Below are 13,292 nucleotides of genomic sequence, written 5' to 3'. Positions count from 1 at the left end.
CATCCACCGTCCTCACCCCGTATAGGCCGGGTCCGCCAGTTCGGGCAGGGCGGTCAACCGGCCTCCGTAGGTTTTTTGCAGATTGTCCGCGGTGAACACCTGGGAGGCGGGGCCGAAGGCGATCGGACGGATGTTCAGCATGAGCAGCCAGTCGAAATATTCCCTGACCGTCTGCAGGTCGTGATGAACCACCATCACCGTCTTCCCCCGCCCTTTCAGGTCGTTCAGCACCTGGATGATTGCCTTTTCCGTGGCGGCGTCCACACCCGCAAAGGGTTCATCCATCAAGTAGATTCTGGCGTCCTGCGCCAGGGCGCGGGCCAGGAAAACCCGCTGTTGCTGTCCGCCCGAAAGCTGGCTGATCTGGCGGTGAGCGTAGTCGGCCATGCCCACCTTCTCCAGACAGGCGAGGGCGAATTCCTTATCGGCTTTCCCGGGCCGTCTCAGCCACCCCAGCCGTCCGTACCGCCCCATCAGGACGACATCCAGCGCATCGGTCGGAAAATCCCAATCGACGGATTCCCGCTGAGGGACGTAACCGACGATGGACCGCTGTTCTTCGTATCGCTTTCCATAAATGCGGACCTGTCCGGACGTCAGGGGCAAAAGGCCGAGAATCGACTTGATCAGCGTCGATTTTCCGGCACCGTTCGGACCGACGATCCCGATCAGCTTCCCTTCCGGCGTTTCAAAGGAAACGTCCCGGAGCACCGGCTTGCGGTGGTAAGCGACGGACAAATTTCGCACCGATATGGGAACCGACTCCTTCTCCATGTCCTTCTCCCTCCCACGATTTCCTCATTTCAGCGCCGAGACGATGGCATCCACATTGTGTCGGATCATGCCGACATACGTTCCTTCCGGCGTCCCCGCTTCTCCCAGGGCGTCGGAGAACAGCTCCCCGCCGATCCTCACCCGGTGTCCCTTCTCCGAGGACCCCTTGACCACCGCTTCGATGGAGCGTTTCGGAACGCTCGACTCGACAAAGACGGCCTTGATCTTTCGTTCCGTCAGCAGATTCACCAGTTGTTGCACATCTCTCAGCCCGTATTCGGAAGCGGTGTTGATGCCCTGCAGGCCGACCACCTCGATATCGTAGGCCCGGCCGAAATAGCTGAAGGCGTCATGGGCCGTGACCAGGACCCTTCGCTTTTCGGGAATGGAGGCGATTTGCTCCCGGACATACCGGTCCAGTTCCTCCAATTCCTTGATATATGCGGCGGCGCGGGCTTCGTAATCCGCCTTCCGCTCGGGATCCGCCTGGATCAGCTGGTCCCGGACCGTTTCCACGGCGGTGATCCACAGCCGGACGTCAAACCAGACGTGCGGGTCGGGCTGACCGTCTTCCGTTCGGATCAGCCGCTTCGGATCGATCGTTTCCGCGACGGGGACTACCGGTTTGATCCGTCCCATCCGTTCAAAGATCTTGGTCATTTTCCCTTCCAGATGCAACCCGTTGTAAAAGATCAGCTCCGCCCGGTCCAGTTTGACCATATCCCCATGGGTGGCCTTGTACAGATGCGGATCGACGCCGGGCCCCATCAGGCTGGTCACCCGGACGCGGTCTCCGCCCACCTCCCTGACGATGTCCGCCACCATCCCCGTCGTTGCGGCAACCTGTATCACGCCGTCCTCCGAAGGATCGGCCTGGGTGTTTCCGCAGGCGGAGACGGTCCACATCGCCGCGACGAGAAAAAGGAGAGCGAAGCTCCGACCGATCTTTTCCGGAAATTTCACGGCGAAATTCCTCCTCTAAAGCCGACGGCGATCTTACCTGGAACCAACAGTTTCTCCTGCGGGAATTCAAGTCATGCATGGCCACAAGGGAGTCCCGAAGCCCTGATTGGCTCTAGGTCAAGATATTTGCTGTAGAGCACATAAGTTTCCGTAGTGCAAATCTTTATTTCCATTTTATTAAAGGGGCGAGGGAGGTGTCAATGCGCCCAGAAAAATGTCCAGCCTCCGGCGGCCAAGCGCGGAGGCGGCGGAAGCATGCAAGCCTCTCTGACCCGAAAAAATCGAAACGGCCGGGGGATTGTGCGCGGGATTGTGTTCCCTCGGCCGTCATATCTGAAGAGTTTGCACCCGAAAAAAAGCCCAAGCCTTTCGGCTTGGGCCGATCCCTGCCCGTTAAAGCGTATCGATGCCGATCTCCCGGACCCGCTTGCGGTCGCGGCAGATTTCCACGTGCTTGCGGATCAGGTCCATCAATTCGTCCGCTTCCGGAACGGCCATCAGCAGGGCGTCGGGAGAGCTGTGATCCGAGGTGATCAAGCGGATGTTCCCCTTGGAAAACAGACGGAAGATGAAGGGCTTTTCCAGGGTGATGTCCCGGACCCGGTACAATTCCAGATCTTCCGTCCGCTTGGACAAGATCCCCTCGGTTACCCGAAGCCGTTCCGTCGTCAGCTTATACTTCGTCGTCTTCAGCTTCAAGGCCGTCCACAGGCCGATGAAGATGGGAACGATCAACCAACAGAACAACAGACAGAGAATATAGGTTCCCAATCGGGCCACGTGGGAGGGGGACCCTTCCCAAATCGTTTCTTCCTGCATGCAGACTCTCCTCTCACCGGTTATTTCCCGCTATTTTCACTCTATCTCTTCCCGGCGAAGTGTCAAGGGAAACGAAAACGTCAATTGAAAAGCCACCGATGAGAAGCTGAAAAGCATCCAAAAACTTTCCTCGTTTTCCGAGCGGACGGAGATGTGAAGGGAACTCCGCCGCTACGTGGTCATGGGACAGGATGACGACTCCGGACTAAAGCATGGTAAGCCGTTTTCTCCCGGTCTTTCGGGAAGGATTCTGCATTTAGTCTGACCGTGACACGTTTTCTTTCGAGGACAATAATACCGCTTGACGAATCGCTTCCTTCAGGCTGCCCTCGTCGGCAATCCCTTTTCCCGCGATATCAAAGGCGGTTCCATGATCCACACTGGTTCGGAGGATCGGTAAACCCACGGTGATGTTTACACCGGCTTCCAAGCCCAACACCTTGACCGGAACATGACCTTGGTCGTGATACATGGCGACAACGATATCGAAGTCTCCCCGCACTGCCCGATAAAACAAGGTATCGGCGGGATGGGGACCGCTTACGAGGATTCCCTGCGCCTTGGCTTCGGTCACGGCGGGAACGATTTTTTCCTCTTCTTCCCCATCTCCAAACAGCCCGTTTTCCCCCGCATGGGGGTTGATCCCGCATACCCCGATTCGAGGTTTGGGAAAACCGGCTTGACGGAGTGTCTCGTGGGCCAACCGGATGACGGTATATACCCGATCGGGGTTAATCCGCCGGATCGCATCAATCAAGCCGACATGGGTCGTGACATGAATCACTTTTAACTGAGGAGATGCCAGCATCATCGCATATTCCTTGGTACCGGTTAAATGTGCCAATATCTCGGTATGGCCCGGATAGTGGTGCCCTCCCTTGTGCAGTGCCTCTTTGTTTAAAGGAGCCGTGCAGATCGCGGACAAATTCCCTTTTCGGGCGAGCTCCACCGCCTTTTCCAAATAGCGAAACGCCGCATCCCCCGCTTCTGCCGAAACCTCTCCGAAGGGAAGATCGTCCGGAAGAAGATCAAGATCCAGGCAATCCACCACCCCGTGCCGGAATTCCGCCTCCTCCAATCGGTGCACCGCCTTCACCTCGACGGGGAGGCCAAGAATCCTGCCGGCCCGCTCCAACATTTTCGCATCTCCCAAAACCAAGGGGCGGCACATGCGATAAAATGCCGGATCGTTCAATGCCTTCATGATAATTTCCGGACCGATTCCCGCCGCATCGCCCATCGTGATTCCGATTACCGGTCGATCTTCCTTCATCCCATCTCGCTTCCCTTCAACTTATTCACTGCCTTTACCAATGCGTCCTCTTCGCCGAAAGCCCCGGCTTTGGTCACCGCATACAGGGGATGGGGACCCACCAATTGTCCCAGAGGGATTCCTGGCGCCATTTCCTCCATCAACCGTATACCTCCTATGCCCAAATGGCGGCATACCGCCCGGGCCGTATCCCCTCCCGTCAATACTAACCCTAATCTCGGATGAAAAGCGACCAACCGGGAAGTCAGCTCCCCCAACCGGTCGACGATCCTAAGGGCGGCGTCCCGATGCGCCCATCCCTCCTGATTCAGCCGCCTTTTTTCCGAGTTCAGGGTGATCGCTACATCCTTTCCCGAAGCAAACGCCTTGTTCGCTTCTTCGACAAAGGTACCTCGACGCGCTTTCCATTCCGCAGGATCAAGAATTGCCGGCACATCCAGCACCAGCGGTTGCACCTCATTGGTTTCCACCAAACGGAGGATTTGTCTCTTCGTAACCGATGACTGGCTCCCGGCAACAACCAGCACCCGGTCGGCCCGCCGTTGTGGTGCCCTTTGCCCTGTTGCGGAAATCGAACTCTTCCCGGTCAGGGAAAGGGCCTCCGGCAACCATCCCGCCAGACCGGCAGATCCAACCCAGAGAACACGGAACCCGCTTTGGGCGACGGAACGGGCGATTTTCCCCAGATGTTCGTCCCTTTCCGCGTCAAACACCAATAGTTCCACGCCCCGCCGCTTCCACTCCGACCCCTTTTCCTTTAGCCGATCCAACTCCTGTTCGCTGACGAGGTGCGCCCTTCGACGGGATTGCGCGGACAATATCCGGAGCAGATCGGATTCGGTCACCGGAGTCTTGGGATCCCGGGACATTTCCGTCCGGTCCACGGGAATCCCGTCAATTTGATGAATCCCGTTCCGTGTGGTTCGCCCCATCCGGGGGAAAGCGGGGGCAATGACCGCAAAATCCGGACGAAAAACATCCATTACGGCATCCACCTCTGCTCCCCAATTCCCCCGAAGTGAAGAGTCGATCTTTTTATAAATATGGCGAGTTCCCGCAGCGTACAACCATTCCGCCGCCCGTCGCGATTTCTCATAGGCGCGACCGGCCGACAAGGCCCTGCTGTCCGTATCGATTGCCACCACATCCACCCGGGAAAGATCTTTCGCCTCTGTCAGCCCGGAATCGAACAGGACGGCAGCGGAAAGTCCCTTAGCGGAAAATTGGCTCCCCGAATCATTTGCTCCCGTCAAGTCATCGGCGATAATCCCGACAGAATGTGTGATCAAAGAACGGTTGGAAGCTGGATTGGACATGACCTTTTCCTTGTATCCTGTAAAGTCGGACATCGGGATCCCCTTCCGTTCAAGAAAGATTCGATCTCACTTCTTCATGGCCGCTTTTCGTTCCAAGCGCTTCACCAGAAAGGCGATATAAAGCGGGAGGAGAAACGCCGTGGTGACGGTTGAAGCCGCCACCTGGACCGTGGCCAGGGGAGCGATGGAAGCGAAGGAGGCATTGGCCGCGGCGATCGCCGCCGGCGTCGCCACCGCATTTCCGGCGGTTGAACCCTCAGCGGCGCCGACGATGGGATTCCAACCGAACCACTTGAACACCAGATAACCGGCCGTTCCCGTAAAGAACACCGTCATGATGCCCAACAAAATTCCACCCAGTCCACCCTCCACAATCTTGGCAAAATCGATGCCCATTCCCAAAGCAAAGGCGAAAAAGGGAATCAGCATGTCACTCCCCTTGGCGAGGAAGGAGCGCATTTCCTCATCCAAATTGCCCAGCACCATCCCGACGAGAATCGGGAGGAGCACGGAAATAAAATCCTTTATGGAGAACATGCCTTCGACAAATCCCATCGCCCCGAAAAGAGCCAACGCCACCATGGTCAAAAAAGGCCCGTCGTTTAAGGCAAGCAGTGAATAGGCCGCCCGATCGTCTTCCTTTCCATACTGGCCGACAAGGGCGACATACAATCCTCCGTTGCTGTTGGTCATTGCCGCCACAATCGCCAGCGGTGCGAGTCCCAACCACAGACCGTCCGGTCCGGCCAACAAATAGGCGATCAGTCCGAAGGCCGCACCCACCACCCACTTAACTGTGAGCAGAGTTGCCCCCTTCGCCAGACTGACACCAAAACTGCGCAAGTTGATCTGCGCACCTGTACACAACAGGAATAAAGCAATCAGTGTTCCGGACCCATCCACGAACAACTGCTGAGTAAAGTTTCCGATTCGGAGCAAATCGGGAAAAAACGTGTTGATGAAGGCCCCCAGCAACAGGGGAATCACCATCAATCCACCAGGGATTCGCTCCATGGCCCGCTTTATTCTCATCAGCACACCCCCGGATGTTTAAAAATGCAACAAAACAACGAAAAATAGCGCTTTCATTAAAAATGATAGTTTATGTTGTGCCATTTTGCAATATTTTATGGACTACCTTTTATTTCCGGGAGGTGTTTCACGATGGACATTTTGCAATTTGCGCCACAACGTGGACCGATTGATGCCGAGGCGTTGGGCGGCGCGGGTTTGATTCATCCCCTCCTCAACCAACACCCTTTGAATAATCTGTATTTCCATTTCCTCTAAAGTGCCCGTCCAGTCCAGCTCCCGACCAACCGGCCGGGATGCTTCCTGTTTCAACCGCTCCAGGATGTCCGCGGTTTCACGCCGGCCGATGTAATGGCCATCCGATTTCAATACCATCGCCTCAACCGCCCTTTTTAACTCCTCAATGTTCCCCGGCCAGGTCAACCTTTTCAACTCTTCGATCAGTTCACTCTCCATTCCGACGATGGATTTTCCATACTTGGAATTGCCCTCGGCAATAAACAGGGGGATCAAATCGTCCATATCCTCTTTTCGTTCTCGAAGGGGAGGCAGCGGGAGATGTGCCCGCCCCAACAACTGATAAAGCTTGCGGTCAAAAGCTCCCCGGCGAACTTCTTTCCCCAAATCCACGACGGTTGAAATCAGCCAACGCGGTCCATCCCCCTCATCGGCGATCAGTGCGCCAAGCCGCTTTTGAACCTTTGCCGGAATCTTCTCGGCATTTTTCAAATACAGCGTTCCCCGGCGGAAGGGACCTGCGACCGCATCGGCGATCAGTTCGTTCCATTCCTCCGGTTTCAAACAACCGCTGTCCACCGCGATGAAGGGTTGGTCTCCCCGCGGACTGGCCTGATGGATCGCCAAAGCGAACATTTCCTTGCCGGTCCCCTCTTCTCCCGAGATCCAGACAGGGACATCCCACTCACTGTATTTTTGGGCGGATTGAATCGCTTCGCGAAGAGCACCGCTTTTGCCCACAAACCGATGAAATGCGGTTTCCTTCGGCTCGGAACGGGTGTGCCGAATTTCCACACATCCCCATTTCTCGGGTGATACGGCGAATCGACATTTCTCCAAATGGATGGCAACCCTGGTCTCCCCGCTCCTGTCATCGAGGGGCACCGCGGCAATCTGTACGCCGGATTCCTCCAGCGGCAGCAGGCGGGATTCGGACTGGCCCCGCCGCAGACTTTCCTCCACCAACTCCTGAATCGCCCTTTCCACCGCGGGGGCGGAAAGGGGGAAGCGCGCCGCAGCCGGATTTCGAAACAGGATTCTTTCCTTTCCGCCAAACACGACGATGCCCCGCCGATCCCTGTCCAGGATGTTCCGATACAGCGAAGCTTCCCTTCTCAGGCGGGAAAAGAGACGATAAACGCGCTTTCCTTCCTCGAATGCGTCCAACACCGCCTCTCTTCCGGAAGTGATCAAGAGACCGTGCATCCCAAGTTTTTCGGCAGCCTTTACAGTGACCACGTCACCGACCACCACCTGGATCCCTTGCCTTCGCCGGGATTCGAGCTGCTCCTCGACCTCGGAAGGTTTCCGGACGGTGACGGTGTGCACAGAAAGATTTAACAAATCACAAATCACCGCCGCTCCCCGGGTGATGTTGGGGAAACCGACAATCGCCACTTCTCCTCGATAATCCTTTAAGAGCGTAAGGACCCGAAGCATGTCATACCCCGAAACCGGAATCTCGGCGACGGGAATGGAGACCGCTTCCCGGATGAGGGAGGCGGTTCCGCCGCGACTGATTACCAACTCGTACCCTTCTTTCTCCGCCCGCCTGGCGATATCCACCCCTTCTTCCAGGTCGCCCTGCTCAACAACCAAATCCATTTCCGGGTCTTCCTTCGCCAGTTCCTCCATCAGCCTCTTCAAACCCGCATAAGGAGCGATCCCGATCGCTTTGACCCTCATGGCCATCCCTCTTTGTTGCAAATTTAAACACTATATACTTATCACAACTTCTGAATCCGAACAAGTTCAATCCTCAGGTCCTCAGCTCAACAGCCGCTCCACCTTGCGCACATGGGCCGGCGTCCCGCTGATGATCAGACGGTCGCCCACCCGCAGCTCCGTATCCCCCCGCGGCATGATCACCTCGCCGTCGCGGTAAATGCGGATGATCAAGGTGTCGCCGATGAAGGGGAGATCCCGGATTCGACGGCCGTTGAAATGGTGATTGTACAAGGGAACCTCCTGCAGATACCCCTCGCTCTCGGAAACGAACCGAACCAGCGACGGAAACTCGATCAGGGAGCGAAGGAGCGTTTTGTTGGCGAAGAAGCTGGAAATCAACCGGATCCGGGAATCCTCGGGAAGGCTTACTTCCATTTGATTTTCCACCCGGGCGATAATCCGCTCCACACCCTGCTGTTCCGCATCCAGGGCAAGGCGGAAGTTTTTGCTGTCATCGGCGGTAAACAACACCACAATGTCGCTGTCAAAGACTCGGTGCGACTCCAGATGCTCCCGCTCCACGCCGGGCAACTGCACGATGGCAAAGGGGCGGTCATTCATGACCTCCAGATTGGATTTGTCCGAACCGTAGAGCGTGACATCGTACTGATCCCTGACCAGGTCCCGGGCAAGTGACAGGGTGACCGCGTTGATGCCCACCAGAGCGACCTTCGTCCGCCGCTCCTCGCGATGATCCGGCATCAGCCGTTGGAACAGCACGGGGGACACCAGGGTGGCGATCACGGCGGACAACACCAGCGCGGTATTCATCGTGCGATCGAGGATTCCCATCTCCTCACCGACCTTCGCCGCGGCAATGACCAAACTCAGGGTGGAGCTGAGCAGCACCCCCGAGGCGATCGACTCTTTCCAGGAAAACCATCGGCGGAAAATCGGAACGACCAGGAGTCTCGAAACATAAAAGGCCAAAAGCAGCAGAGGCAACACCGTCAAAGCCTTCGCATCCTGCGCCAGAGCGATCAGATCCAGGTCGGCCCCCACCATCACAAAAAAGATGGGGATCAAAAAACCGTACCCAAAGGCATTGAGCTGCTGCACAAAGGATTTGCTCGGGGACATCAGGGACACGATCACGCCGGCGAGAAAGGCGCCCAGAATGTTCTCCGCCCCGACCCCCTCCGATACCGCCACAAAAAAGAGAATCAGCGCAAAAACGCCCCGCGTGCCGATGGAAATGGTCTCTCTTCTGATCTTTTCCGTAATTCGGGAAGCCCGGAAGAGGCGAACCAGGCGGTAGACGACGAAAAAGGCGACAAAGAGCAGCAACAGCCACAAGGTGTTGAAGGCCCCTTCCTCCGAACGGTGAAGGGAGACATGGACCGCCAGCATCAACATGGTGAAAAAATCGGCGATGACGGCGGTAAGCAACACGGATTGCCCGACCGGATCATTGAGAAGCCCCTTGTCCTTCAGCACCGGCAAGGTGATGCTGACGGAAATGGTGGAAATGATCAGCGTCATGAAAAAGACGTCCTTCGTATACCCCAGCCCGTGGATGATCCATGACAGAGCCAGGGAAAGGAGCAAAATCCCGATGTAGCTGACGGTGCCGATCGCCAGGGGGTTTCCGTTTTTGCCGGAGTGCTTTCGACTCTTCTGAATCAGATCGAAATCGATCTCCAGACCGCTCAAAAACATCAGGTAGATGATGCCCAACATGGACAAAAGCTGGAGCAGATTGTCCTCGTGAATCAGTTGGAAACCGCTCTTGCCCAGCGCCACCCCGACGATGATTTCCGCCACCACGACGGGAATCCAATTCAACTTCAGCCGATGCATCGCGATCGGGACAAAAAAGGAGACGAGAACCACGATCATAAGGGACGTAACCGATTGATATTCTTCCATGATCTCCTCCGGGAAAGGGATTGATTATTTATGTATGTTTCATCAATATCCTTTGCGCCAACCAATAAATCATACTTTTTCCGGGGCGGTCAACAGAAAAACCTGCCAACGGACGCTTTCCTTCCCGGGAAGGACGGAGGGCAGCCAATCGCAGGCGGATTTTCATGCTTGCTTCCACCCGGTCGCATCTAGAAGAAAAAACCCCACCTCCCCGGGGAAGCCGGGGGATGGGGTTTGAATGCCAGCGACAAGGGAAATCCGGCGGTGATCAGAACACCTCCGACACCAGCTTGGCTTGGGTAAACAGGAGCAGGTAATCGTAGCCGCCGGCCTTGGAGTCGGTGCCCGACATGTTGAAGCCGCCGAAGGGATGAACCCCCACCAGGGCGCCGGTGCACTTGCGGTTGAAGTACAGGTTCCCCACGTGGAATTCGGTGCGCGCCTTTTCCAGGTTGGCGCGGTTCCGGCTGATCACCGATCCCGTGAGGCCGTATTCCGTATTGTTGGCGATGCGGAGAGCGTCGTCGAAATCCTTGGCCTTGATGAACGCCAGCACCGGACCGAAGATCTCCTCCTGGGCGATCCGGGCGTCGGGGGAGACATCGGCGAAAATGGTGGGCTGAATGAAGTAACCGTTGCCTTCCGCCTTGCCTCCTCCGGTCATCAGGCGACCTTCCTTCTTGCCGATCTCGATGTAGTCGAGGATCTTCCGGTAGGCGTTCTCATCGATCACCGGACCCATGTCGATGCCGAAGGATTTGGCCTCGGCCACCTTCAGCTGTTTCGTCTTCGCGACGACCTTGTTCAACACCTCGTCATAAACGTCCTCGAGGACAATCGCCCGGGAACAGGCGGAGCACTTCTGGCCGGAGAAGCCGAAGGCGGACGTGACGATGGTCTGGGCGGCCAGATCCAGGTCCGCATCCTTGTCGACGATGATCGAATCCTTTCCGCCCATCTCGGCGATGACCCGCTTGATCCATTTCTGTCCGGGAACGGTTTTGGCCGCCAGTTCATTGATCCGGAGTCCCACGTCCCGGGATCCCGTAAAGGCGATGAACCGGGTCAGGGGGTGCTTCACCAAGTACTCGCCCACTTCCACGCCGGGACCGGGCACGTAATTGACGACACCGTCGGGAAGGCCGGCATCCTGCAAAATCTCCATGAACTTGGCGGCGATCACCGACGTGTTGCTGGCCGGTTTGAGCACGACCGTGTTTCCCGCCACCAGCGAGGCCGTCGTCATCCCCACCATGATCGCCAGCGGGAAGTTCCACGGGGGGATCACCACACCCACGCCCAGGGGAATGTAGTACAATTCGTTGTCCTCTCCGGGAATGCGGGTGAGCGGCTGCCGCTCGCTCAACCGGATCATTTCACGACCGTAAAACTCCATGAAATCGATGGCCTCCGCCGTATCCGCATCGGCTTCCGGCCAGCTTTTCCCCGCTTCATGCACCATCCACGCGGAAAACTCGTGTTTCTTGCGGCGCAGGATGGCGGCCGCCCGGAACAAAATCCGCGCGCGGGCTTCCGGTGAAACCGCTTTCCACTCTTCGAACTTTTTCGCCGCCGCCTGCATCGCCTTTTCCGCCAGTTCCTGGTTCGCCTTGGAGACATAGCCGATCGTCTCGTCCACATTGGACGGGTTGATGGAGCGGATTTTCTCCTCCGTCCGAATCCGCTCGCCGCCGATGATCAGGTCGTACTCCCTTCCCAGCTGGGCCCGGACGGTTTCCAAAGCCTCTTCAAAAGCCCGCCGGTTCTCTTCCTTGGAAAAATCGGTGAACGGCTCGTTCCGAAAATCAACGACCATTTTACCCCTCCTCTGATATGGCTCGGCAAGTTCGCAGATTGGCCGTTTTCCTCACCCGTACGGAAAAAGGCCACCTGCTTGCGGCCCGAAGACGCTCCTTCCGGACAGATCTTCCACCGGGGAAGTTCCATCAGGCCCCAGTCCCCCCTTATTTTAACCCAAGGTTTTTTTCTTCTTCAAATGAAGGAACCCTGACTGATCCATACTAACTTTGAAAGCGTTTCCTATTGTCACTCCCACGAAGGACTCGTATAATGGTTACGGTTCAAGACACCCGTTCAACCAACGAAAGAAGGTGGAAACATGTCGTTGTCCCGAAGAGCTGTACTCACCCTCGCCGGCAACCGGCTGGTGTCCCGCTTCGTCACCCGGTACGGCATGCGCCTGGGGGCCTCCCGGTTTGTGGCGGGGGAAACGCTGGGACAGGCGATTGAAACGGTCAAATCCCTCAACCGGGACGGACTTCTGGTCACCCTGGACCACCTGGGCGAAAGCGTGACCACCCGGGAGGAAGCACTGGAAGCCACCCAATCCGCCATCGACATCTTCGACGCCATCGCGGAAAGCGGGGTCGACTCCAACGTCTCCGTAAAACTTACCCAGCTGGGGCTCGACATCGATTATGAGTTTTGCCTGGAAAACATGGAACGGATCGCCCTGAAGGCCAAGGAAAGCGAAAATTTCGTGCGGATCGACATGGAGGACTCCCCGAGGGTGAAGGCCACCATCGACATATTCAAAACCCTGCTGAAAAAGGTGGGCAAGGAACATATCGGCCTGGTGATCCAGTCTTATCTGTACCGGTCCGAATCGGACGTGAAGGATCTCGGTGAATTGGGTGTCAACCTGCGGATCGTCAAGGGGGCTTACAAGGAACCGAAGGAAGTGGCCTACCCGGACAAAGGGGACGTGGATGAAAATTACAAGCGGCTGGTGGCGATGCACCTGAAAAACGGCTGTTACACAGCGGTGGCCACCCATGATGAAAAGATCATCGAATGGACCAAATCCTTCGTGAAGGAAAACCATATCCCGAAGGATTTGTACGAATTCCAGATGCTCTACGGGGTGCGGGGCGGACTGCAGCGGCAACTGGCCGAGGAAGGGTACAAGGTTCGCGTCTACACCCCCTACGGGAAAGACTGGTACCCCTACTTCACCCGGCGGATCGCCGAGCGGCCCGCCAACGCCTTGTTCATACTCAAAAATCTCGTCAGGGATTGAGAAAGGAAGGGATGAGTCCCCCGCGCCTGGGACCGCTTTTCTTTCCCTTTCGGTCGGAAAAGCGCGCAGGGCCATCGGAGGGACGCAGCCTGCGGAGCCGACTTTCAGCTTGTCGAAAAAAAGGTTGCCAACCATGTTGGCAACCTGAGGCTGTTGACAAAGAAGGGTCAACAGCCTTTTTTGTTGAATTCGGAATAAAACAATTCCGAAGGAAGGTTTTTATATGTTCAGGACGAACCCA

Annotated in this window: 11 protein-coding genes; 1 reads left to right on the top strand and 10 read right to left on the bottom strand. The window is 56.6% G+C overall.

From position 1 onward, the window contains the following. Positions 1-12 precede the first annotated feature (12 nt). The 10 genes from CLV97_RS10565 to pruA form a co-directional block, all read right to left on the bottom strand. Positions 13-774: a metal ABC transporter ATP-binding protein gene (locus CLV97_RS10565; protein ID WP_106345499.1), complete on the bottom strand. Its 762-nt coding sequence runs from the start codon at positions 772-774 to the stop codon at positions 13-15. Positions 775-798: 24 nt separating this feature from the next. Further along, on the bottom strand, positions 799-1,680 hold the full coding sequence (locus CLV97_RS10560; protein WP_106345554.1) for a metal ABC transporter solute-binding protein, Zn/Mn family: 882 nt from the start codon (positions 1,678-1,680) through the stop codon (positions 799-801). 450 nt (positions 1,681-2,130) lie between these two features. Then, a complete protein-coding gene (locus tag CLV97_RS10555) occupies positions 2,131-2,556 on the bottom strand; it encodes a PH domain-containing protein (protein WP_106345498.1) in 426 nt (141 codons plus the stop codon). A 256-nt stretch (positions 2,557-2,812) separates the two neighbouring features. Next, positions 2,813-3,829 (bottom strand): 4-hydroxythreonine-4-phosphate dehydrogenase PdxA, encoded by a 1,017-nt coding sequence (pdxA, locus tag CLV97_RS10550; protein ID WP_106345497.1) that lies wholly within the window; start codon positions 3,827-3,829, stop codon positions 2,813-2,815. Beyond that, the gene (locus tag CLV97_RS10545; RefSeq protein WP_106345496.1) at positions 3,826-5,178 is read right to left on the bottom strand and encodes a four-carbon acid sugar kinase family protein; all 1,353 of its coding nucleotides are present in this window, start codon (positions 5,176-5,178) and stop codon (positions 3,826-3,828) included. The genes pdxA and CLV97_RS10545 overlap by 4 nt, the downstream gene beginning before the upstream one ends. A 33-nt stretch (positions 5,179-5,211) precedes the next feature. After that, a complete protein-coding gene (locus CLV97_RS10540; RefSeq protein ID WP_106345495.1) occupies positions 5,212-6,177 on the bottom strand; it encodes a 2-keto-3-deoxygluconate permease in 966 nt (321 codons plus the stop codon). A gap of 102 nt (positions 6,178-6,279) precedes the next feature. After that, on the bottom strand, positions 6,280-8,100 hold the full coding sequence (locus CLV97_RS10535; protein ID WP_170070459.1) for a sigma-54-dependent Fis family transcriptional regulator: 1,821 nt from the start codon (positions 8,098-8,100) through the stop codon (positions 6,280-6,282). An 81-nt stretch (positions 8,101-8,181) separates the two neighbouring features. After that, positions 8,182-10,011, bottom strand: a complete 1,830-nt coding sequence (locus CLV97_RS10530) for a monovalent cation:proton antiporter family protein (RefSeq protein WP_106345493.1) — start codon at positions 10,009-10,011, stop codon at positions 8,182-8,184. A gap of 28 nt (positions 10,012-10,039) precedes the next feature. Further along, positions 10,040-10,177, bottom strand: coding sequence for a hypothetical protein (locus CLV97_RS18150; RefSeq protein WP_170070458.1), 138 nt, complete (start codon positions 10,175-10,177; stop codon positions 10,040-10,042). 102 nt (positions 10,178-10,279) lie between these two features. Beyond that, positions 10,280-11,827: an L-glutamate gamma-semialdehyde dehydrogenase gene (gene pruA / locus CLV97_RS10525; RefSeq protein WP_106345492.1), complete on the bottom strand. Its 1,548-nt coding sequence runs from the start codon at positions 11,825-11,827 to the stop codon at positions 10,280-10,282. A 303-nt stretch (positions 11,828-12,130) separates the two neighbouring features. Here pruA and CLV97_RS10520 point away from each other — a divergent pair, with 303 nt between their 5' ends. Then, the gene (locus CLV97_RS10520; protein ID WP_106345491.1) at positions 12,131-13,051 is read left to right on the top strand and encodes a proline dehydrogenase family protein; all 921 of its coding nucleotides are present in this window, start codon (positions 12,131-12,133) and stop codon (positions 13,049-13,051) included. The last annotated feature ends 241 nt before the right edge of the window (positions 13,052-13,292 follow it).

It is taken from the genome of Planifilum fimeticola (genome assembly GCF_003001905.1).
In the GTDB taxonomy this organism is placed as follows: Bacteria; Bacillota; Bacilli; order Thermoactinomycetales; family DSM-44946; genus Planifilum; species Planifilum fimeticola.
This window is presented reverse-complemented; position numbering and strand designations above follow the sequence as displayed.

Excerpts from the sequence above, each read along its gene's own strand:
- CLV97_RS18150 (WP_170070458.1), bottom strand. The coding sequence starts at position 10,177 with ATGAAAATCCGCCTGCGATTGGCTGCCCTCCGTCCTTCCCGGGAAGGA.
- CLV97_RS10560 (WP_106345554.1), bottom strand. The coding sequence starts at position 1,680 with ATGTGGACCGTCTCCGCCTGCGGAAACACCCAGGCCGATCCTTCGGAG.
- CLV97_RS10565 (WP_106345499.1), bottom strand. The coding sequence starts at position 774 with ATGGAGAAGGAGTCGGTTCCCATATCGGTGCGAAATTTGTCCGTCGCT.
- pruA (WP_106345492.1), bottom strand. The coding sequence starts at position 11,827 with ATGGTCGTTGATTTTCGGAACGAGCCGTTCACCGATTTTTCCAAGGAA.
- CLV97_RS10540 (WP_106345495.1), bottom strand. The coding sequence starts at position 6,177 with ATGAGAATAAAGCGGGCCATGGAGCGAATCCCTGGTGGATTGATGGTG.
- CLV97_RS10535 (WP_170070459.1), bottom strand. The coding sequence starts at position 8,100 with ATGAGGGTCAAAGCGATCGGGATCGCTCCTTATGCGGGTTTGAAGAGG.
- pdxA (WP_106345497.1), bottom strand. The coding sequence starts at position 3,829 with ATGAAGGAAGATCGACCGGTAATCGGAATCACGATGGGCGATGCGGCG.
- CLV97_RS10555 (WP_106345498.1), bottom strand. The coding sequence starts at position 2,556 with ATGCAGGAAGAAACGATTTGGGAAGGGTCCCCCTCCCACGTGGCCCGA.
- CLV97_RS10520 (WP_106345491.1), top strand. The coding sequence starts at position 12,131 with ATGTCGTTGTCCCGAAGAGCTGTACTCACCCTCGCCGGCAACCGGCTG.
- CLV97_RS10545 (WP_106345496.1), bottom strand. The coding sequence starts at position 5,178 with ATGTCCGACTTTACAGGATACAAGGAAAAGGTCATGTCCAATCCAGCT.
- CLV97_RS10530 (WP_106345493.1), bottom strand. The coding sequence starts at position 10,011 with ATGGAAGAATATCAATCGGTTACGTCCCTTATGATCGTGGTTCTCGTC.